Origin of the sequence: uncultured Campylobacter sp., assembly GCF_938045775.1 — a bacterium.
GTDB lineage: Bacteria > Campylobacterota > Campylobacteria > Campylobacterales > Campylobacteraceae > Campylobacter_B.
On record NZ_CALIBH010000067.1, the window covers coordinates 1 to 20,091 of the forward strand.

At 49.0% G+C, this 20,091-nt stretch carries 18 protein-coding genes and 1 pseudogene; 8 read left to right on the top strand and 11 right to left on the bottom strand.

All coding sequences use genetic code 11. From position 1 onward, the window contains the following. Positions 1-202: 202 nt before the first annotated feature. Together Q0238_RS02215 and Q0238_RS02220 are read right to left on the bottom strand one after the other, a co-directional pair. Positions 203-772, bottom strand: coding sequence for a hypothetical protein (locus Q0238_RS02215; RefSeq protein ID WP_297942490.1), 570 nt, complete (start codon positions 770-772; stop codon positions 203-205). Positions 773-802: 30 nt separating this feature from the next. Beyond that, entirely contained in the window at positions 803-1,702 is a 900-nt protein-coding gene (locus tag Q0238_RS02220) for a tetratricopeptide repeat protein (protein ID WP_297942492.1), read from the bottom strand. 510 nt (positions 1,703-2,212) lie between these two features. Between Q0238_RS02220 and Q0238_RS02225 the strand changes: the two genes are divergently transcribed. Then, a complete protein-coding gene (locus Q0238_RS02225; RefSeq protein ID WP_297942493.1) occupies positions 2,213-4,720 on the top strand; it encodes a molybdopterin-dependent oxidoreductase in 2,508 nt (835 codons plus the stop codon). A 2-nt stretch (positions 4,721-4,722) separates the two neighbouring features. After that, a complete protein-coding gene (locus Q0238_RS02230; RefSeq protein ID WP_297942496.1) occupies positions 4,723-5,424 on the top strand; it encodes a hypothetical protein in 702 nt (233 codons plus the stop codon). A 156-nt stretch (positions 5,425-5,580) separates the two neighbouring features. On the opposite strand, the gene Q0238_RS02235 is transcribed toward Q0238_RS02230, so the two are convergent. Together Q0238_RS02235 and Q0238_RS02240 are read right to left on the bottom strand one after the other, a co-directional pair. Continuing rightward, positions 5,581-5,712: a hypothetical protein gene (locus Q0238_RS02235; protein ID WP_297942498.1), complete on the bottom strand. Its 132-nt coding sequence runs from the start codon at positions 5,710-5,712 to the stop codon at positions 5,581-5,583. 617 nt (positions 5,713-6,329) lie between these two features. Continuing rightward, positions 6,330-7,160 carry a pyridoxamine kinase gene (locus Q0238_RS02240; RefSeq protein WP_297942500.1) on the bottom strand — a complete coding sequence of 277 codons (831 nt, stop codon included), beginning with the start codon at positions 7,158-7,160 and terminating at the stop codon, positions 6,330-6,332. A 174-nt stretch (positions 7,161-7,334) separates the two neighbouring features. Between Q0238_RS02240 and menA the strand changes: the two genes are divergently transcribed. Beyond that, on the top strand, positions 7,335-8,237 hold the full coding sequence (gene menA / locus Q0238_RS02245; RefSeq protein WP_297942503.1) for a 1,4-dihydroxy-2-naphthoate octaprenyltransferase: 903 nt from the start codon (positions 7,335-7,337) through the stop codon (positions 8,235-8,237). Between the two features lie 363 nt (positions 8,238-8,600). On the opposite strand, the gene Q0238_RS02250 is transcribed toward menA, so the two are convergent. Continuing rightward, positions 8,601-10,448: an aryl-sulfate sulfotransferase gene (locus tag Q0238_RS02250; RefSeq protein ID WP_297942506.1), complete on the bottom strand. Its 1,848-nt coding sequence runs from the start codon at positions 10,446-10,448 to the stop codon at positions 8,601-8,603. A gap of 234 nt (positions 10,449-10,682) precedes the next feature. Here Q0238_RS02250 and Q0238_RS02255 point away from each other — a divergent pair, with 234 nt between their 5' ends. From Q0238_RS02255 to Q0238_RS02270, 4 genes are read left to right on the top strand one after another with little or no spacing between them, the layout of a single operon-like run. Next, on the top strand, positions 10,683-11,339 hold the full coding sequence (locus Q0238_RS02255; protein WP_297942509.1) for a thiol:disulfide interchange protein DsbA/DsbL: 657 nt from the start codon (positions 10,683-10,685) through the stop codon (positions 11,337-11,339). Positions 11,340-11,348: 9 nt separating this feature from the next. Then, entirely contained in the window at positions 11,349-11,972 is a 624-nt protein-coding gene (gene dsbI / locus Q0238_RS02260; protein WP_297942512.1) for a protein-disulfide oxidoreductase DsbI, read from the top strand. A 39-nt stretch (positions 11,973-12,011) separates the two neighbouring features. Then, positions 12,012-13,661, top strand: a complete 1,650-nt coding sequence (locus Q0238_RS02265) for a sensor histidine kinase (RefSeq protein ID WP_297942515.1) — start codon at positions 12,012-12,014, stop codon at positions 13,659-13,661. Position 13,662: 1 nt separating this feature from the next. Then, positions 13,663-14,343: a response regulator gene (locus tag Q0238_RS02270; protein WP_297942518.1), complete on the top strand. Its 681-nt coding sequence runs from the start codon at positions 13,663-13,665 to the stop codon at positions 14,341-14,343. Positions 14,344-14,876: 533 nt separating this feature from the next. Here the strand turns inward: Q0238_RS02270 and Q0238_RS02275 are convergent. The 3 genes from Q0238_RS02275 to Q0238_RS02285 all read right to left on the bottom strand — a co-directional run bounded on the left by Q0238_RS02275 (position 14,877) and on the right by Q0238_RS02285 (position 18,523). Next, positions 14,877-15,527, bottom strand: coding sequence for a thiol:disulfide interchange protein DsbA/DsbL (locus Q0238_RS02275; RefSeq protein WP_297942521.1), 651 nt, complete (start codon positions 15,525-15,527; stop codon positions 14,877-14,879). 241 nt (positions 15,528-15,768) lie between these two features. After that, positions 15,769-16,623, bottom strand: a complete 855-nt coding sequence (locus Q0238_RS02280; RefSeq protein WP_297942523.1) for an aldo/keto reductase — start codon at positions 16,621-16,623, stop codon at positions 15,769-15,771. A gap of 127 nt (positions 16,624-16,750) precedes the next feature. After that, the gene (locus Q0238_RS02285; protein ID WP_297942526.1) at positions 16,751-18,523 is read right to left on the bottom strand and encodes an aryl-sulfate sulfotransferase; all 1,773 of its coding nucleotides are present in this window, start codon (positions 18,521-18,523) and stop codon (positions 16,751-16,753) included. Positions 18,524-18,711: 188 nt separating this feature from the next. Between Q0238_RS02285 and Q0238_RS02290 the strand changes: the two genes are divergently transcribed. Then, positions 18,712-18,921: a 4-oxalocrotonate tautomerase family protein gene (locus tag Q0238_RS02290; protein WP_297942528.1), complete on the top strand. Its 210-nt coding sequence runs from the start codon at positions 18,712-18,714 to the stop codon at positions 18,919-18,921. A gap of 23 nt (positions 18,922-18,944) precedes the next feature. Here the strand turns inward: Q0238_RS02290 and Q0238_RS02295 are convergent, their stop codons facing one another. The 3 genes and pseudogenes from Q0238_RS02295 to Q0238_RS12240 all read right to left on the bottom strand — a co-directional run. Continuing rightward, positions 18,945-19,529, bottom strand: a complete 585-nt coding sequence (locus Q0238_RS02295) for an NAD(P)H-binding protein (protein ID WP_297942531.1) — start codon at positions 19,527-19,529, stop codon at positions 18,945-18,947. A gap of 110 nt (positions 19,530-19,639) precedes the next feature. After that, positions 19,640-19,822, bottom strand: a complete 183-nt coding sequence (locus Q0238_RS02300) for a hypothetical protein (RefSeq protein ID WP_297942534.1) — start codon at positions 19,820-19,822, stop codon at positions 19,640-19,642. A gap of 96 nt (positions 19,823-19,918) precedes the next feature. Then, positions 19,919-20,091 (bottom strand): annotated as a pseudogene (locus tag Q0238_RS12240) (peptidase T); the annotation flags it as partial.

The following is a 20,091-nucleotide window of genomic DNA, read 5'->3' on the forward strand; positions in this document are numbered from 1 at the left end:
AAATTTCACGACTATGCCGTCCTTCTTAATTTAAATTTTAAAATCATATAATCTCACTAAATGCTTCGCAGAAGTTAATCAAGCGGCTTTAAATTTATGCCGTTAAATTCCAAAATACTCACAATTGGGTAAGCGGTGACTAGTGATATATTGTGAAAACTACGCCTAGCAAAAGCACTCACTTTATAGCTTTGCCACATAATTAAGGTCGTGCGGCATCGCGTAGAAGCCTTTGCGCCGCAGACTCTTTAGGTCGGAACGATTTTAGTGATTCGGACGCTTCACATAAATGATTTACGATATCTCCTACTTTTTCGTCCGTCGTACCAAGACGCGCCCAGTCGCCGAGTCTGCAGGCTTTTTCGTAATAGAGTGCCGCCTCCTGCATTTCTTCTATGCCGATTTGATACTCTGCATACAATCCGCAAGCCTCCCATTCTCCGCCTATGCCATCGCAGCTCTTTTTATAAAGCTGCGCGGCTTGCGCCATATTTTGTTTGGTGCCCTTTCCCTCTTGATACATCATACCAAGTTGCAAGCAACTTGCTTTATGCTTGCCTGTGCAAGCTTTGCCTAGGAATTCTGCAGCTTTGCCTAGATAAATCTCAGGCGTCAGATTATCTGATCGCTCAGCTTCTTTCAGATACGATGCGGCAGCAGAGACGCAGGAATCAGTGCGTCCTGCTTCGCAGACGATTTCATCTATTTTAGTTCCCAAACCGCCGAACGCTGCATAGCCCAACAGCACTAAAGCTAAAATCATCTTTTTCATTACAACTCCTCATATAAATTTAAAATCACCTCAGCGGGCGGCTTTTTCGCAAGATTTTTGCAGTATCTTGTTGGAATCGACACTTATGATTTTTTTGCCCAATTTGCACGCCTTGTCGTAGTATCTCATCGCCGCTCTTTGATCGTCGCTCTCTATATTAGAGGCGTATATCGCGCAAGATACCCAGTTCCCCTCAGAATCGCAAGATATTCTATACTCTTCGGCGATTTTCGCTTTAATTACGTCCTGCATAGCCCTTAAATTTTGCGCTTCAAGCTCGGCGGATCTGCTGCAATATCGCTTTACCGCATCGTTAAATCTAGGACTATTTTGTAATGCGAGATCCGAGTTATTTTTGCCGAACTCGCAGGCTTTTTTATAGTATTTCGCTGCTTCTTTACTATCCTTTCTTTCCATAAGAGTAGCAAATACACCGCAAGCAAATATATCACCCTTGTTATCGCAATCTTTCTTATATTGCGCAGACGCATTTGTTATATCTGCAGCATCGCCTCTCATAATAGCCGCCATAGTGCAGCCGCTTTCATAGCCCGTATCGCATGCCCTTTCAAAGAACTCAAGAGCCTTTTTATCGTCTTTTGCTACCGCTTTTCCTTCATGATAAAACCCTCCTAACCCGAAACAACTAAGAGCATGGCCGCCGTTGCACGCTTTTTTATAAAATTTAAAGGCTTTTTGTAAATCTTGCTTTACGCCGAGATCGCCTAATTCAGGGATATTTTCATATGCCGCGCCAACCATACCGCACGTCTCCTCATACTTCATGGTCGCGTTCTCATTCGCAAAACCCTTGCCATTTTCGCAAGCCTTTTCCATTTCGCTTATCACCTCCTCGGGCGTCGGTTCTTTCGCCTCCTCAGCAAACATAAATGAGCTTAAAAAAGCCAAAGCTAAAATGATTTTTTTCATTTCTTCCTCCTTAAAATTTTTCGTATTATTTCACTTTTCGTTGTCAGATACTGTCATTTAATGGCATTAAATTTTATTGCTCTATTTGTTTTTAAAAATTTAGCCGAAAGTATACATCCTCCTTAATAAGCGCAAAAATATACGATTGCCATGTTTTACAGCCTGCGTACGGTAGTCGCATCAATATCTAATTTTCAATCTATGACTTACTGGCGCTATGAAATTTTATAGCGCCTAATACCGACGAGCTCTTGATATACTCAAAAATTCTAAAATTTTTTAAGAGTCGATGTGCAAAATTTCAAAAATAAATTTTTAAAGTAAAATTATTTTAAAAACTTAATTTATAATTTAAGCTTTTATAAGCCACGAAATTTGAGCGCTCTTTTAAAAATAGAAAAATAAAATTTCGCTCTATAACTTAAAATTTCATTTTAAGACCGAAAATTCGCAATTTTTAATGCTAAAATTCCATAAATCTTTCATTCATTTCACATTAAAGGAGAGAAAATGAAAAGACGCGAATTTTTAAAAGGCGTTGCCGCGAGCGCAGCAGGTGTGGCGAGTGCGAACGCCACTAGCGTCATCAGCGACGATCTGATGAATAGCGAGGATGCGCCGATCACTGCCTCGCATTTCGGCGCGGTTAGGGCTCTTAGACGAAATGGCAAATTCGAAGGCGTTTTAAGCGAGAGTGAGCTCGATTTTTTTCCGGTCAGCCTTACTCAGGGGCTTGCGGCGCGCACATACGATGCTACGCGAATCGCGCGACCATGCGTGCGAAAAGGCTATCTAGAAAAAGGCTGGCAGAGCGACAAAAGCATGCGCGGCAAGGACGAGTGGATCGAGATTAGCTGGGATGAGGCGTATAAACTCGTAGCGGACGAGCTAAAGCGCGTGCTTAAAGAGCACGGCGCGAGCTCGATTTACGGCGGCAGCTACGGCTGGTACAGCGTCGGCAGCGTAAATAACCCACAAACCCTGCTCGGTCGCATGCTAAATATCATCGGCGGCTACACTACGAGAAAGCTTAACTATTCGTGCCACTGTATAAGCGCGATAACCCCGCACATCAGCGGAACGGACGAGGCCAACGCCCTGCAAACCGCGTGGCCTACGATCCTAAAGCATAGCGAAGCAGTGCTCATCTGGGGTGCCGATCCGATCAATACCAATCAGATCGCGTGGGCGGTGCCCGATCACGAGAGCTATTTGTATTTCGCAAAGCTAAAAGAGCAGATGCAAAAGCGCGGCGTAAAGGTGATCACGATCGATCCCGTATATAACAACACCGCTAAATTTTTAGGCTCTGAGCACATTTCGATCAACCCTACCACCGACGTTGCGATGATGATGGCGATATGTTATGAGATGATGGCGCAAGGGCTTGCGGATGAGAAATTTCTTAAAAAATACACTCACGGCGCGGAAGAATTTAAAGCCTATCTTAGAGGCGAAAGCGAAGATGGGCTCAAAAAAGACGCGGCGTGGGCGTCTAAAATTTGCGGCGTGAGCGAGGATGAGATCAAAGGCTTGGCTAAAATTTTAGGCAGCAAGCGCACTATGATAATGTGCGGCTGGGGTCCGCAGCGCGCTCATCACGGCGAGCAGTTTCACTGGATGGCGACGGTGCTTGCCGCTTTCGTGGGCCAGATCGGGCTTGCGGGCGGCGGATACGGCTTTGGCTATCATTACAGCGACGGCGGCTGCCCTAGCCCCGCAGCTCCCGTAGGAAGCGCGCTAAGCCTCACAAGCGGCGCGGCGACTACTTCCTCGGCTTTCCCGGGCTTAGGCAGCATGAGTATCGTGCCTGCCAGCGAGGGCGAGTGGAAAAACCGCGACAACATCGCAATCCCCGTCTCTCGCATCGTCGATTGCATCAACAATCCCGGCAAGGAGATAGATTTTAACTGCAAAAAGATAACCTACCCTAACATCAAGCTTGCTTACTGGGCGGGCGGTAACCCGTATCTGCACCACCCTGATACGAATTTACTCGCGCGCACGTTTGAAAAGCTCGACACCTTCATAGTCCAAGAGTGCTTCTGGACGGCGAGCGCGCGCATGGCCGATATCGTTCTGCCCGCTACCACCGAGCAGGAGCGCGACGACATAACCAAGTCGCATACTAATAAATTTATCATCGCTATGCATAAGATCGCCGAACCTTACGAGCAGGCGCAAAACGACTATAAAATTTACTGCGAAATTCTAAAGCAGTTCGGCGAGAAGGAGTATATGGCGTTTAGCGAGGGCAAGAGCGAGATGGAGTGGATCAGGCAATTTTACGACGCTTCGAAGAAAAAAGCGGACGCGTCGAATATAAAGATGCCGGAATTTGAGGAGTTTTGGAAAAAGGGCTTCGTGAAATTTGAAATTCCAAAGCACGCCTATGAATACGTAGCGATGGAGGAATTTAGAAAAAATCCTATCATAAACCGCCTCGGAACGCCGTCGGGAAGGATCGAGGTCGTCTCGAAAAAGATCGCTAAAGCGGCGCTAGACGACTGCCCTGCGCATCCCACATGGATGGAGCCGATGGAGTGGCTGGGGAACGCGCAAAAGACGCAAAAGTATCCGCTAAATTTAATAACCCCGCATCCGAAATACCGCCTGCACGGGCAGCTAAACAACACTTGGCTACGAAGCCTAGAAGAAATCGGCGGTCGCGAGCCCGTGTGGATGCACCCAAAAGATGCCGAAGCAAGAGGGCTTAAAAACGGTGACGTAGTTAGGATTTTCAACGATCGCGGCGCCGCGCTTGCAGGGCTCATCGTCACCGAAAACGTAAAGCAAAGCGTCGTGAGGATGCAAGAGGGCGGCTGGTGGGATCCGCTCTTTAGCGCAAGCGGCGATATGTGCGTACACGGCAACGTAAACGTGCTGGTGCCAAACGAGCCCAGCTCGAAGCTTGCGTGCGGCAACCAAGCCACCGCGCTGGTGCAGATCGAGAAATTCCAGGGCGAGCTTCCGCCGCTTGCGGTATTTTCACAGCCGAAATTCGGCAAAAGGAGCTAGCGATGAGGCAAAATTTTAAAATTTACGCGAGCGAGCGGGGTCAAATTTCATCGCCTCGCTCAGTTAGAATTTCATCGTCCGGCGCAGATAGAATTTCATGCGAAACGGATAAAATTTACGCACCCGAGCGAAGTAAAATTTTATCCAAAGCGCTAGCGGCGTTTTTACTCGCGGCAGCTTGCCATTTGGGCGCGGCGGATCTTTTCGTCGCGGCTCAAACCCCGCTTCTAAACAAAGCGGGCGGCAAGGAGATCGCCAAGCTGCACGTAGGCGCAAAGCTGCAAGTGCTAAAGGACGGCAAGGACTACGTGCAGGTGCGATACGCGGGCTTCGTGCCCGAGGGAAGCAACGTAAGTTACGCAAGGCTTGGGATTTTGGAGCAGGATTTGCAAGCGCAAAACGCAAAGAGCCTAAAGACGCTAAAGACCGTGAAGGACGACTACGATAACGAATGGGCGAACGTCACCATAGACGGCTACGTCGCGAAGCTTGCCGTGACGGACGATGCGGCTAAAATTTACGACGCGGGCGAAAATCTATTCAAAGAGCGCTGCGGCAGCTGTCACGCGCTACACGGATACGACGAGTTCAACGTCAATGTTTGGCCCAGCGTGGTCGAGACGATGATACAAAACTCGGGGTTGCAGCCCGACGAATACGAGACGCTCGTGCGATTTTTGCAAAGCAAAGCGCCCGTGGAATGAAATTTAAAGCGCTTGCTATTTACACAGCGGGTGGAATTTATCACTTAAATCTCGCCCGCTAAGTAAACTTAGAATTTTAATACTCGAAGTGGAATTTAGTTTTAAAATTTACAAAGTAAAGCTCTGCCCAGGAAATTTCGGCTATGGAATTTTGCGCTAGCACCCTTTTGTGCGAGTAAGCTCATTCGCCACGGCGTAAATTTCGGCTATAGACTTATGCGCGGAATTCTGCTTGATTTCGCGCAGTAAAATTCTACCGCTACGCGATAAATAATAGAATTTTTCCACAATATTTGCTGTAAAATTTCACGCTCGGTGCGCATTTTGCCTATATCACAAAACGCAGCAGCCGCAAAATTTCACGCGATAGCTTTCCACTGCAGATGGAATTTCACCGCGCAAATTTTAGATTTTTAAAGCGAAATTTCAAATAAAATTCGTGCCATAAACCCATCGCGTAAATTCTATACCGAAAACCATAACTGCGTGACATCGATATGGATTTTAATATAAATTTTACTCATAAATTTTGAGATTATTTTATAAGTGCATGGCGCACGACTCGCAGGAATAAAATTTTAAGCAGATTTTGTACGAAATTTCAAAATGCAGCTCAAACTCGCAAGCAGATAAATTCGCTGTAGCCTTGCGTTTAGAATTCAGCGCTAGTGATAAATTTCGCATCTTTACGTCGGTGCAAATTTTAAAATTTTATGCAGGAGATAAAATTATAAGCCCGCGCAATGCATGAATTCTAAAATTCCATGCCCCACACGACACATAAATTTTGAAATTTTAAAATTTCACGCCGCAGATAAAATTTAGGAATTTCCTTTTGCGGTAAAATTTTAAAGTTCTGCCACAAATCCTCTGTCCGCGCGGCGAGTTCCAAATCCGTCTAGAACTTAGATTTTCCTCACCAGCTCGGGGATTATCGCTTCGAAATTCACCCCCTCGTAGTCCTTGCGCTCCTCGTCGTTCATCGTCTCTTTGATCGTGCTGACGACGAAGTCCGCGGCGATGCGAACCGCCGTTTCTAGCGACTTGCCGCGCATTATCGCGCCGAAGGCTACGGCTGCGAAAATATCGCCGGTGCCGTTAAATTTAACCGGCAGCAGCTCGTGAAAATACTCATTCGTCCTACCCGTGCGCGCATCGTAGCTGAAAACCCCGCACTGATCGGCGATGTAGCCGATGCCTTTTAAAATAACCTGCCTAGCGCCCAGCTCTCGAAGCCTTGCAAGCAGATCCATGATAAAATCCCTATCCGCCCCCTCTCGGTACGGCACGCCTGTAATCGCGCAGGCCTCGGTGATATTGGGCGTGATTACGTCGGCCTGAGCGCACAGAAGCGCCATCATACGGGCAAAATCCTCGTTAAAGCCAGGATAAAATACGCCGTTATCGCCCATACAAGGATCGACCAAAATAGTTTTGCCCGCGCCGCCGAAGCTCGCAAATAGCTCGCTCATAATCTCGATCTGCGCCGCCGAGCCCAAAAAGCCCGTGTAGATGCCGTCAAATACCACTCCGCGGTCTTTCCAGTGCGCCATAATTGCGCGTATTTGAGAGCTTAGATCGCAAAAGGTGTAGCCCGAAAAGCCCGTATGCATCGATAAAACCGCCGTAGGGATCACGCTTGTGCTCATCCCCATCGCGCTTAGTATCGGCAAGGCGACGGTCAGCGAAACCTTGCCCACGCAGGATATATCTTGAACGGTAAGAACTTTTTTCATCACGATTCCTAAAATTTTTGGCTCTATTTTACCGCTATTTATATTAAAAAGGCGAATTTAAATAAAATTTACTCTACGAATAGTCTAAATTTATAATATTTTTGGCGTTTTTCCGCTAAATTTTAAGTTGGGTTTGCCGTAAATTCGGCGTATAAATTTAAAAAGGCAAAAAAAATGATAACCGCAAAAGCTCTTTACGCATCCGCGCGCCTTAGATCTCTGCCGCTTAGCGTCTCGGGCGTGTTACTGGGTAGCGGCGCGGCATACAGCGCGGGCGTATTTAGAGCGGGTATTTTCGCACTGGCGCTGCTTACGACGCTGCTGTTTCAGGTGCTAAGCGACTACGCCAACGACTATGGCGACGCAGTAAAAGGCACCGACGACGATGGCAGGCTGGGGCCGCGTCGCGCGATACAAACGGGGCAGATGAGCGCCGAGCAGATGAAGCGCGTCATCATCGTTACGGCGCTGCTTTCTGCATTTTCGAGCCTTGCGCTAAGCGTTTTGGCGTTCGGCGAGCGGTTTTATCTCGTGGCTCTATTTTTGGCGCTGGGCGGCGCGTCGATATATGCTGCGATCCGCTACACCGTGGGAGCCGGCGCATACGGATACCTGGGGCTCGGCGACGTTTTCGTGTTTTTGTTTTTTGGACTACTTAGCGTGCTGGGCTCGTACTTTTTATACGCGCGTTCGCTCGATGCAGCGCTGCTGCTACCTGCGTGTGCGTGCGGGATGCTAAGCACCGCCGTGCTAAATCTAAACAACATGCGCGACATCCAAAACGACGCGCTCAAAGGCAAGCGCACGATCCCCGTGCGTATCGGACTGCGCGCCGCTAAGCGCTACCACTACGCGCTGATCGCGGGCGGAGCGGGCCTGATGCTCTGCTACTCGCTTTTGCGCGGCGAGCCGGGCGTAAAACTACTCTACGTAATTAGCTTTGCACCGCTTATTCGGCACCTATTTTTCATCTCGAAAGTGCGGGAGTGCCGCGATTTCGACGGACAGCTAAAGGTTGTCGCGCTCAGCACGTTTGCGATGTCGGCGCTGTTTTTCGTCGGAGAAATTTTAGGCTAAATTTAAATGCCGCGCAGATAAAATTTACGTCGGCACCACAGCAAAGTCCTCTCGCGCGCAGAAAACACTCCGCGCGTCACGCGGCGGTAGTTTGACTGCAAATGCTGCTCGAGCGCTCCCCTTGCGCCATAACGGCGCTAAAATTTACTAAATTTTACGCACCGCCCTGCCCCTAATGCCAAACCTACGCAAGCGGCTCAGCTTTAATTTACTCGCTTTGGATGCGCGCCGTCTTGCGCCAAAATCGGTACTGCAAACCTAGAATTTTATGAATTATATGAAACCGCCCAGTGGATGTGTAGAATTTAGTCGTATAAAGCGACCCCGAAGCGCGTCGCCCAAGAGCCGCTAAATTTTAAAATTTTACTTCTCAAACGCCTTTTCTAGGCTAAACGGAAACGCCTGATAGCCCATCGCGTTGGTCATTTTTATCTCGATTGACGGCTCTTTTGCGCCCCATTCAAACTCGTCGATATGCGGGCTAGGCACGCCGACGGGGCGACCTTTGGCGATGTCAAACTGCATGCCCGCGACCGCCGAGTAAACCATTACGCTATCAAGGTCGTCTTGATACTGCGCTAGCGAAGTAACCGAGCTGTACCACTCGCTGCCGCGCTGTTTGCCGTATTCCCAGACCTGCTCGACGGTTTTAGCTTTTTCGTCGATTTTATAAACGACCGCGCGGGAGTATTTCATGCCAGCCATCGCAGGCTGCTCCATACCGCGGGTGTCGCCGTTGTCAAAGACTGTGAGATACACGACGCCTTTTTTAGATTTGCTATCGATGCGAAATGCCGTATGCTGCGTCCATTGCCAGTCAAATCCGCCCTTCTCGCTCTCGTAGCCAGGGCATTTTGAGTACTCGTCCTCGCAGACGATTTTTTTGCCGTCTTTATCCACCGGCTGAAGCAAATAGCCCTTAAACTGATCTTTCCAGCCTTTGTGAGCGCCCATTATCCATTTGACTTTTTTGTCGCGGCCGATCTTGATGACGGCGTCTTGGTGGCGGCTGGAGATGATGATGCTATCGTCGCTTGGATCATAATCCACGCTATTTACGTGCGCCCAGTTGCGTCCGGGGCCCGAGCCCACGATGTCGCCCCATTTTTCGTTCGTATCCATCGCGGCTAGCTCGTCCGAGCTAGCGGTGTGGCCTGCTTTGCTAGCATCGATGTTTAGGCACACCGCGCCCTGATCGAGAGTTTTTAGCACGATGTCGCGATACGGATCTAAGATTTCATATAGCCTAAAATCATCCACGACGTTGCCGTCACGATCGACCTCGACGATGACGTCGCGCACGGTGCGGACGTTTTTACCGTCGGCGCGCTTATAGTTGGCATTTGCCGCACGGAGGAAATAATGCCCGTTTTGCGCTACGTCCATGGAGTGCGAGAAGTCGTTGTATCCTGCAGGCAGCTCGCGGTTAAAGATTTCGCGTCCCATTATGTCGTATTTTGCGTATCTTTGGCCATATCCCCACGTCATTGCGCCGTCGTCGTTTTGCTTAAAGCCCATCATGACGCCCGCGGAAAAAGGCTGTTTGAGATCGTAAATTTTACTAGGCTCCAGATACCAGCGCACTTCGCCTTTGGTGTCTAGGATGAAGTTGTTCGGGCTGTAGTTCCACTCGATCGCGCCGCCTGCGGGGTTGTTCCACACGACTTTGGTGCCCTTGCCGGTTTTATTTACGAAGTTATTTACGTAGTAGAGGCGGTTGGCAAATTTCGCGCTCGGAGCCTTCACGACCTCGATTTTATCAAACAGCGCGCCCTTTTGAGACGGCATGCCAGAGCTCTCTAGATAAATCGCTGGAGCGTAAATTTTATAGCTTTCTTTTACGTGCTCGGTCCCACCTTTATAAATTTTATCGTACTCGACCTCGACGGTATTTTGATAGTCGGGGTAGAGCCCGAAAACGGGGATTCCGCCGTGCGTGCGAAGGTGTTTATCGGCGACTTTATAGCTGATAACCTGACCGTCCGGCTTCGGCACGATAGTGACTTTAGCGTTTGCTAGCGTGTAGCCGCCGTTTTTGATCACCGCCGTTAGAGGCGCGATGTCGTATGGGTTTACGACTACTTCGCCGATCTTGCCCGGGACGGCGTAGTCGATGTGTGCGCCGCTAGGTCCGCCGATAGCCAGCGCGGCCGTGCTTAGACCACCTAAAAGCGCCGCAGCTAGCGCAAATGAATAAAGAGTTCGCTTCATCTTATTCTCCTTTGAATTGGTTTGATATCGTAATTTTAATCAACCTCGCTAACGTAGAAATCACGCGTTTATTAAAACTTGCTTAATTATAAAAAATAATTTCAAATTTTAGCTTTTGCGCCAAAATTTAGCCGAAATTCTATAAATTTAATCTAAAATTTATCTTAGCGTGAGTTCTGCGGCGGCGAGAGGATATAAAATTAACCCAAACGAAATCATTTTAAGGAGTATCCCATGAACCTACTTTCTAAATTTAGCAAAGGCTTTTTAGCCGTAGCGATGTTTGGCGCTATAAGCGCTGCCGCGTTTACCGAGGGCGAGGACTACGTAAAGCTGCAAAAACCGCTACCCGTAGAGCAAAACACGCTAGTTAAGGTCTTTAGCTACGCATGCCCGTTTTGCTACAAATACGACAAAACCGTCACGCCGAAGGTCGTAGAAAAGGTCGCGGGGCTAAAATACGTGCCGTTTCATCTAAAAACCAAAGGCGAATACGGCGAGGCAGCGAGTAAAATTTTTGCCGTTTTAGCCGTGATGGATGAAGAGAAGGGCGTTAGCCTGCTAGATGAAAACTCGCTGTTTAAAAAGGCGAAATTTGCCTACTACAAAGCCTATCACGATCAAAAGCAGCGCTGGAGCGATGGTAAGGACGAGGCTGCGTTTTTAAAGACTGGGCTTGATGCGGCGGGCATTAGCGAAGCGGACTATCAAAAGAAGCTAGAAGATCCGAAAGTCGCCGAACTGCTTAAAAAATGGGACGAGAGCTACGACGTAGCGAAAATCCAAGGCGTGCCGGCGTTTGTCGTAAACGGCAAATACCTCATCATGACGAAGTCCATCAGCTCTATCGACGGCATGGCGCAGCTAATTGAAGAGCTGCTCAAAAAATAGGGCGCGGGCATGAAATTTGCGGAAAAAATAGCAAAATTCGGAGGTAGCCGCCTGCCGTGGGCGATCCTTATAGCGGTGAGCGTGGGACTCGTAATCCTCGCGCACTCGCTGTTTCAAAACTACGTCTATATGCCGCCTTGCGAGCAGTGCGTCTATATCCGCTTTGCCTTTTTGTGCATGGCGCTAGGAGGGCTAGTCGCGATCATAAATCCTAAAAATTTGCTCCTGGCCGCACTCGGATATCTACTAGCCTTTTGGGGCGCTATCCAGGGCATAATGTATAGCGTCAAGCTAGCTAAAATCCACGACGCCGTGCACGGAGACGATCCGTTCGGCGTGCAGGGCTGCTCGACCGAGCCGCATTATCCTTTCGGCCTGCCGCTTGAGCGGTGGGCGCCCGATTGGTTCTTGCCTACGGGCGACTGCGGCTACGATAGCCCGATGGTGCCTGAGGGCGTCACGCTAAGCGGCTTTCAAAAATATCTCGTCGATCTTTACGAGGAGGGCTGGTATCTGATCCCATCAAGCAAATTTATGTCGATGGCCGACTGCACGCTAATCGGCTTTGGCGTCTGCTTCGTCGTGCTCGCCGCGATGTTTATTTGCAAAATTTTAACTCTGAAAAAAGCTTAAATCGGTCTAAATTTAGACCGATTTTGCTATACTCGCCGCATGAGAGCCTTACGCGAGCATAATTTTAAAATCTACTTCATCATCATTTTCGCAAGCCTTTTCGTGGTGCTTTTGGGCGTGAAAAACTACGAGGACGCCAAGGCGCAGATCACGACGCTCGCGGATAAAAACAAGATCGCCGCTAGCGAAAATATGGTCGGGAGCTTCTCGTTTTGGCTGGATGAGCGGCTGCACTCTCTGGTGCGCGCGGCTAAATTTATGCAAAACGCAGGCGCGATACGAGACGACGAAAAGCTCGGCGGCTTCATACGTCTTTTTAAAGAAAACTCCGCAGAATTCGACGCCTTGCAGTTTTTGCGCGAGGACGGAGAAATTTTCGTAGACGGCAAGGGGCTAGGCGAGAACGAAGCGATGCCAAAGAGCCTGCGCACGGGGCTTGTATGGTTTGAGGAGACCAAAAGCACGCTCGCACCCACGGTAAATTTTATGCAGCGCCATAAAATTTTAGGCGAGCCGACGCTAAATTTATGCGTGCCCGTCATGGACGGCGGCTCGTTTGCGGGGGTGTTTTGCGGCGTGGTGAAGCTGCAAAACATACTAAAAAATATGGAAAAATTTAAACTCGCGCCGAACTCCTACGCATTCATCGTAACCCACGGCGGCGAAATTTTAACCCCGATGAAAGACGCGGCGCTAAAAAAGCAGATCGAGGATAAATTTAAAGAGCTTTTCCTACGGGGCGAAGATATCACGAGCCTAAATATCGGCTCAAATTTCATCTCCGTCGCCGAGATCCCCACGCTAAACTGGTTCATAGGCGCAGGCACCGATAACGAAAAGGAGCTCGCTGCGCTGCTTAACTCCACGCTAAAAAACGCCCTTATCCTGCTTTTTGCGTTCGCGGCGCTGGCGCTGGTGGCAAATTTCCTCCATAACTTTATGTACTCAAAAATCAAAAATCTGCAAGACGACTACGAAGCCCTGCTCAAGCACAAAGCCCGTATGAGCGAGGCGGGCGAGCTAATCAGCGGCATCAATCATCAGTTTATCCAGCCGGTTAATTCGCTAAATTTGATGATCTCAAGCCTGCTTATGCTACAAAAAGACGGCAAACTAGACGCCGCGACGCTAGAGAGTATGCTGCAAAAGGGGCAGGCCGCGACCGTGCTTTTAAGTGATACGATCGAGATTTTTAGAAATTTTTATAAAAGCAGCGACGCTCCGCAAAAATTTAGCGTGCAGCGCTGCATCAAAGACCTACTAAAGCTCATGCACACCGAGCTTAGCAAGGCAAATGTCGCGGTAAGCTTGCGCGAGTTTAAAGACGAAGAGGCCACGCAGCGAATGGGCATCGTGCAGCAAATTTTACTCATCCTCATTCACAACGCCAAGGACGCGGTCGTGGAGCGATACAAAGAGCAGATCGTCAAGCGGCAGGTTTTTATCGACGTCAAATTTGAAAACGGCACGTGCAAGATAGCTGTCACAGACTACGGCAGCGGCGTGAGCAAGGCGGCTCGGGATAAAATTTTAACCCAGCCAAAAACTACCAAAAAGCAAGGAAGCGGCATCGGGCTGTATTTTGGCAAAAAGCTGGCAAGCGAAAAGCTTTCAGGCGACATTAGGCTGCTAAGCGCGGGCGATCCGACGACGTTTGAGCTGAGCTTTGAGACAAATTTAAAGGAGTGAGATGCAAGAGCATTTAAAGCTGCTTAAAGACCTGAGCGTCCTCATCGTCGAGGACGACGAGATCGCAAGAGAGCTGCTAATAGGCGGGCTAAAGCCCTACTGCCTAAGCGTCTGGGGCGCGGGCGACGGGCTAGAGGGGCTGGAGCGTTTTAAAAAGCTAGCCCCCGCCGTCGTCATCACAGACATCCACATGCCCGCGATGAACGGCTTTGAGATGATGAAGGAGATGATGCGCATCAAACCCGCGCAAAAATTTATCGTCTTTACCTCCTACGACACCGACGACAACCTCATCAAAAGCATCGAGCACGGCGCGGCGTCGTTTCTAAAAAAGCCCGTCGATATCGCCGCTTTGTGCCGCCTGCTCGTGGCTCTAACCTATGAAAAGGACGAAAAGCTCGTGCGTCTGGGTCCGCAAACTAGCATAAATCTCGCTAAAGAAAAGATATACAAAGACGGCGAGGAAATTTATCTCTCGTTTTTGCAAAACAAGCTGTTTTGGCTCTTCGCGTATAATCTAAACAAGCTCGTGAGCTACGAGATGATCGAGGAGTTCGTCTATGAGGGCGAGCAAACGAGCAAGGGCGCGATACAAAACGTCGTACTAAGGCTGAAGCGGGAGCTGGGGGTTAAATTTAAAAATATCAGCGAGAGTGGATACATCCTACTAAGCGGCGAGTAATCTAAATTTACGGCTTGTCTTTTTGCCCTATACGGCGCCCGATTTCGCTGCCGGCTGCAGTCACGTATTATATTATACGCTCCTTTGCCCTTGCTCATCCGCCTCGTCTATGACAAAAATACTTCGCCTTGAAATTTCTACGTTCAAATTTGGCGTTAAATTTTATTTTGCGGCTCGTCTTTTTCCGCTATACTTCGCTTTGCTTCCCTTGCGGTCGTAACTGCAAGCAGAAGTAAATTTCGCCGAAGCTTGGTTATATACTACTTGTTGTATGCGCCCTCGCCTCTTTCACCGCCGCCTCGTCTGATGTAAAAATACTTCGCCTTAACTTTTTGCACCCAAATTTGAAGTCAAATTTTTAAATTTTGGCTCAAATTTTATTCACCGATATCCACATCTTGAAAACATAAAATTTAGTCGCTATCGTGCCGCAGGGCTTAGCGATAAAATTTACTGAAAGCCCCGCGACCAAATTTAACGCGGTGCATAAAACAAAGCTTGCTTTGGCGCGACTAAATTTAATGCGACAAGACCTATTTCTCCAGCAGCTCCTTTACTGCGGCGGCCATTTCATCGACGGAACCGAACGAAGCCGTGTTTAAGAGATACTTGCCGCTGACGACAAATGCCGGCACGCCCGAAATCACCGCGACTTCGTAGCCCGCGTCCCACTGCGTAAGCAGAGCCTGCGCCTTTTTGCTGGCAAGCGCCGCTTCATATTCGCTCATGCTTACGCCCGCGGCATCCAGCGCGGTTTTGATGAACCTTTGTTTATCACTGCCGCCGCCAAAATCATCCTTTTTGTCGTGGATCGCTTTGTAAATCGCAAATTTCGCTTTTTTAAATTTCGACTCGTCGCTTAGTAGGCTCACATCGTCCTTTTCATCAAGCACGATAAGGGCTGCGAATATACCGCTCGCCGTCTGTCCGAACACGCCCTTGGTTTTTAGGTGCCACGGCAAAAACTCCGTCCCTTCGAGCTTTTTCATCAGCTGCGGCGTGACCGTCCTATCAAACGCATAGCAGTGCGGGCACTCGTAGTTAAAAATTTTGACGACGCTGTTTTTCGGCACGTTTAACGGCTTTTGCAGCACCTGATAATTAACGCCCTCCTCTAGCGCGTTTGCGCCTACGCCAAGCAAGCAAACGGCGGCTAAAATTCTTAAAAATTTAGCGATTTTCATAAAATTCCTTTGCGGTAAATTTCAAAGATTGTATAAAATAAAGGGTAAATTTGAGATTAAAGCGGACAAAGGCAAGGCGGCTTCCCACAGAAAAATATATAAAAAAGCAGGCTACACTATCAACACCGCTTGAGCAAGCAGGCTAATTTATCGCTACAAGCTCAAGCTCAAATTTAATAGCAAGGATTGCACGCTCGCGGCTTAATTTTGAAGCATGCAATCCGCTTTAATTTAATAAATTTTATTTATCAAAGGCATGGATTATCCACTTTACGCGCTCAGGATCTGCGTGATCGAAAAATAGCGTCTTGCCTGTATCCAGCGCAGCGATGGCAGCCATATCATCAGGCGCAAGCGTAAAATCAAAAATGTCGAAATTTTGCTTCATCCTCTCGATTTTAACGCTTTTTGGAATGACGACTATGCCGCGTTGTATGAGCCAGCGCAAAATAACCTGAGCTGAGCTTTTGCCATATTTTTCACCGATACCGCTTAGCACGGCGTTTTTAAATATATCGTTTTTGCCCTCGACGAAGCTAGCCCACGATTCAAATGCTATGCCGTAGCCCTCAAGTACGCATTTTAACGCTTCACGCTGATAAAACGGATGGCACTCAAGCTGATTTACCGCAGGGATCACGCCGCTGTTTTCGCACAGATCGACGATCCGATCGGCGTAGAAGTTGCTAACGCCGATACTGCGGATACGACCCTCATCGCGCAAACGTTTCATCGCTCGCCACGAGCCGTAAATATCGCCATATGGCTGATGAATGAGATAAAGGTCGAGGTAGTCAAGTCCTAGCTTTTTCATCGACGCATCAAAGGCCTTTAGCGCGCGCTCCTCACCTGCGTCGCTGATCCAAAGCTTAGTAGTGATAAACAGCTCCTCGCGCTTTAACCTGCCTGCAAGAGCCGTCTTAATTGCTGCACCCACGCTTTCTTCATTAAAATACGCCTTTGCCGTATCGATGCTGCGGTAACCGACTGAGATCGCATCCTCAACGCATCTTTGCGTCTCTTTCGGATCTACCTGAAATACGCCAAATCCCAAAATCGGCATCTTGTTGCCGTCGTTTAAGCTTACAAATTCCATTTTTGCTCCTTTGCTAAAAAATTCATCTTATATAAAATTTAAAATTTCGCGCTTAATTTGCAAAATTCTATCCACACCAAAGCAGTAGGTGAAATTTAAAAGCAAAATTCCAACCCACCGCGAAATTTTAATAATCAAAAATATTCGGATCAATCACCAGCGCGCGGTAGGCTACGTCGTCTCTAGACGCCGACTCCACGTCCATCTCAAATTTGACGTCGTTTGTTTTCGGATCGATCTCCACGAGTACCATTTTTATCGTCTTATCGAGCTTTAGCAGATAGACGTTCGAGCTTGAGATAAAATACGTGCTTTTATCCTTTTGCCACTCCACGACGCTAGTAACCGCGCTATAGAAGTCAAATCCGCGCTCCTTGCCAAACTCCCACGTCTGCTCGACGGTGCCCTTTTTCTCGTCGATCTTGTACTCGACCGCGCGAGAGTATTTTTGCTCTTTTAGCGCAGGCTGCTCCATGCCGCGACCGTCGCCGTTGTCAAATACGCTGATGTATTTTACAGAGCCCTTGTTATCGTAGCGCGGAGTTAGCCACGCGGTGTGCTGCGTCCACGACCAGTCGAAGTCGCCCTCGCATCTTGAGTTTTCGCATTTTATTTTGTTGCCGTTTTTATCCACGGGCACTAGCACTTTTTCTTTAAAGTCCGCGCTCCAGCCTTCAGGAGACGCTAGGATCCATTTTACCTTTTTGTCGCGGCCGATCTTGACGATGCCTTGGTGGCGAAGCGAGAGGATGATGCCGTCGTCGCTAGGATCGTATGAGATCGAGTTTACGTGCGCCCAGTTGCGTCCCGTGCCGGTCGAGGTTACGTCGCCGAAAGGCAGATCGTCGCTGATTTTGATCTCTTTGGCGTCCATATCGATATTTAGGCACACGGCGCGAGCGTCAAGGGCTTTGATGAGGTTGCTGCGATAGACGTTTTTGCCGAAAATTTCATTCAGATCCCACTCGTCCACGACCTTGCCGCTGCCATCCACTTCGATGATGTGATCTCTGATCGTGTGTGAGAGCCTGCCGTCTGCGTGGTGGTAGTTGTATTTACCGACGCGAAGCAGCAGATGATCGCCCTTAAGCGGCATCACCTCGTGGCTAAGATCGATGTAGCCGCGCGGCAGCTCGCGATTATACACCTCCTTGCCCATCATATCGTAGCGCATATATCGCTGCGCCATGCCCCAGCTCAGATCGCCGTTTGGCAGCTGATGAAAGCCCATCATCATGCCGCCGTCCATCACTCTGCGCTCGCTGCGGTCGTAAAATTTCTGATAGTCCAGATACCATCTGACCTCGCCCTGCGTATCGACGACAAAATTTTCGGTGAAATCATTCCAGCTAGCGGCACCGCCGTTTTTCCAATCAAGCGGCTTATAAACGCTCGTGATGGTGTTGTTGATGAGATAGAGCCTGTTTTTAAAGGCAGGATCGACCTTTTTGACCTTCATCTTTTGCATATGGCTAAATCTAAAATCGCGGCTATACGTCACGATCGGCTGAGCGTAAATTTTATACTTTTCGACCTTCTTTTCGCCGTTAAAAACGTAGCTTACTTCGACCTCGTTTAGATAGTCCGGATACAGCCCCCAGATCGGCACGCCGTCGTGCGTCAGTAGCGCATGCTCGGAGACGTTATAGGCGATGTCGATGCCGCCGCCCGGTTTGCCCAGCACCCGCACGTGGACATCCTTGATATCCTTGCCCGCGCGATCGATGACGGCGGTCAGAGGCGCCACGTCGTAGGGGTTGATAAACACCGAGCCAAGCTCGCCCTGGGTTTTTACCTGATGCGCCAAAACGCCCGCACTCGCAGTCTGCGGCACCGCTATAAGCGCGCCGCCTGCTAAGGCCGCAGCCAAAACGATAGAACCGAAAAAATTCTTACGCATATTCGCTCCTTTTGGGTAAATTTATCAAATTTTACTACTACCAAATCACATAATAATCATACTAGCTTTAAATCAAATTTAAAGTTAAATTCTAATATATCTACTTAAATTTTAGAACGCAAACGAGACGGGTAACAGTCTAAAATTTGATATAATTAGCCCTGCTTTATAAAATTTAAGGAGAGAAAATGCCATTCGTAAATATAAAAGTAGCCGCTCCAGAGCCTACAAAAGAGCAAAAAAAGCAAATCATCGCCGAGATTACGGACACGTTAGCGCGCGTATTAGGCAAAGACCCAGCCGCAATACTCGTGATGATCGAAACGCTCGGTATGGACAGCATCGGTAAAAGCGGTCTAAGTCTTGAGGAGATCAAACAAAATAAAGAGAAAAAATAAGCGAATTTTTATAGGATTTTGAGCTAAAAATCACGCTCGCAGCGGGCGATACTTGCGCCGCCAAGCGGTCTAAATTTACCGAACACGCAGGCGGGCAGCAGTTTAAAAACCGCCGCCGCGATCCATTCTAGCGGGCGAGTATCCGACCTCTCGCCCAAGATTAACGGCGGACGGACGATCTGAAGGCTGTCAAAGCGAAGCTCGCTCACGCGCCGCTCAATACGTCCTTTGGCGCGTAGATAAAAGCTTAGCGAGTCCTCGTTCGCCCCCGGAGCTGATACGAGCACAAAGCACCGCACGCCCGCTGCTTTGCCCCACTTCGCCGCCGCATAGACGTAGTCCACATCCACGCGCAAAAACGCCTCGCGCGAACCCGCCTGCTTCATCGTCGTGCCAAGCGCGCAAAAAATTTCATCAAATTTATACGATGTAATATCCGAGATACCCTCAAAATCAATGACCTGCGCGCGAAGCTTAGGGTGGCAAAAGCCTATCTCGCGGCGCGTCCATACCTCTACCTCATCGTAACCCGGGCTCTCGCAAAGCTCGCGCACCAGCTCCCTGCCCACGACGCCCGTAGCGCCCAATACCAAGGCGGATTTTCCCATTTTCGTTCCTTGAATTTCTTTAAATTTTATCGCGCTTTGCAGTCAAATTTAGCTCAGGCGCTGCGTTACTCAAATTTTACGCCTCGTCGCGTGACGCGTAATGCATAAATTTAGCGTTTGCCTGCGTAGTCAAATCGCGGGGTTCCCAAGCTAAACTCGAAGCTGTTTCGATCCGCCGCACCCACGCACGCGTCGCCATCGTAAAGCGCGAGCAAGAATTCCGCCATCTCCTCGCTTGAGTGATAGCGCTTAAAAGCCGCATCGTAGTCGTAGCCCGCATCATCCGTCGCCACGGGGCCAAAAATTACGCTATGCAGGGTAAAATTTCGCGGCGGAATGAACGAGCTAAATTAAAATCAAATCTGCGCGCGGAACAGAAAGCGCCCGAGCTAAGCTCGCGCCGCAGCTAGCGTTATGATCTGCTTAACCACCTCGCTCGCTGCCTTTAAAGAGCCTACGGGCAGGTATTCGTAGATCGAGTGGAAATTATGCCCGCCGGTAAAGAGATTCGGGCACGGCAGCCCCTTTGCGGAGATGACGGCGCCGTCGTAGCCGCCTCGCA

What these genes read in the sequence shown, in the direction of transcription:
- Q0238_RS02215 (WP_297942490.1), bottom strand. Translation starts at nt 772, where the DNA reads ATGAAAAAGATGATTTTAGCTTTAGTGCTGTTGGGCTATGCAGCGTTC.
- Q0238_RS02220 (WP_297942492.1), bottom strand. Translation starts at nt 1,702, where the DNA reads ATGAAAAAAATCATTTTAGCTTTGGCTTTTTTAAGCTCATTTATGTTT.
- Q0238_RS02225 (WP_297942493.1), top strand. Translation starts at nt 2,213, where the DNA reads ATGAAAAGACGCGAATTTTTAAAAGGCGTTGCCGCGAGCGCAGCAGGT.
- Q0238_RS02230 (WP_297942496.1), top strand. Translation starts at nt 4,723, where the DNA reads ATGAGGCAAAATTTTAAAATTTACGCGAGCGAGCGGGGTCAAATTTCA.
- Q0238_RS02240 (WP_297942500.1), bottom strand. Translation starts at nt 7,160, where the DNA reads ATGAAAAAAGTTCTTACCGTTCAAGATATATCCTGCGTGGGCAAGGTT.
- menA (WP_297942503.1), top strand. Translation starts at nt 7,335, where the DNA reads ATGATAACCGCAAAAGCTCTTTACGCATCCGCGCGCCTTAGATCTCTG.
- Q0238_RS02250 (WP_297942506.1), bottom strand. Translation starts at nt 10,448, where the DNA reads ATGAAGCGAACTCTTTATTCATTTGCGCTAGCTGCGGCGCTTTTAGGT.
- Q0238_RS02255 (WP_297942509.1), top strand. Translation starts at nt 10,683, where the DNA reads ATGAACCTACTTTCTAAATTTAGCAAAGGCTTTTTAGCCGTAGCGATG.
- dsbI (WP_297942512.1), top strand. Translation starts at nt 11,349, where the DNA reads ATGAAATTTGCGGAAAAAATAGCAAAATTCGGAGGTAGCCGCCTGCCG.
- Q0238_RS02265 (WP_297942515.1), top strand. Translation starts at nt 12,012, where the DNA reads ATGAGAGCCTTACGCGAGCATAATTTTAAAATCTACTTCATCATCATT.
- Q0238_RS02270 (WP_297942518.1), top strand. Translation starts at nt 13,663, where the DNA reads ATGCAAGAGCATTTAAAGCTGCTTAAAGACCTGAGCGTCCTCATCGTC.
- Q0238_RS02275 (WP_297942521.1), bottom strand. Translation starts at nt 15,527, where the DNA reads ATGAAAATCGCTAAATTTTTAAGAATTTTAGCCGCCGTTTGCTTGCTT.
- Q0238_RS02280 (WP_297942523.1), bottom strand. Translation starts at nt 16,623, where the DNA reads ATGGAATTTGTAAGCTTAAACGACGGCAACAAGATGCCGATTTTGGGA.
- Q0238_RS02285 (WP_297942526.1), bottom strand. Translation starts at nt 18,523, where the DNA reads ATGCGTAAGAATTTTTTCGGTTCTATCGTTTTGGCTGCGGCCTTAGCA.
- Q0238_RS02290 (WP_297942528.1), top strand. Translation starts at nt 18,712, where the DNA reads ATGCCATTCGTAAATATAAAAGTAGCCGCTCCAGAGCCTACAAAAGAG.
- Q0238_RS02295 (WP_297942531.1), bottom strand. Translation starts at nt 19,529, where the DNA reads ATGGGAAAATCCGCCTTGGTATTGGGCGCTACGGGCGTCGTGGGCAGG.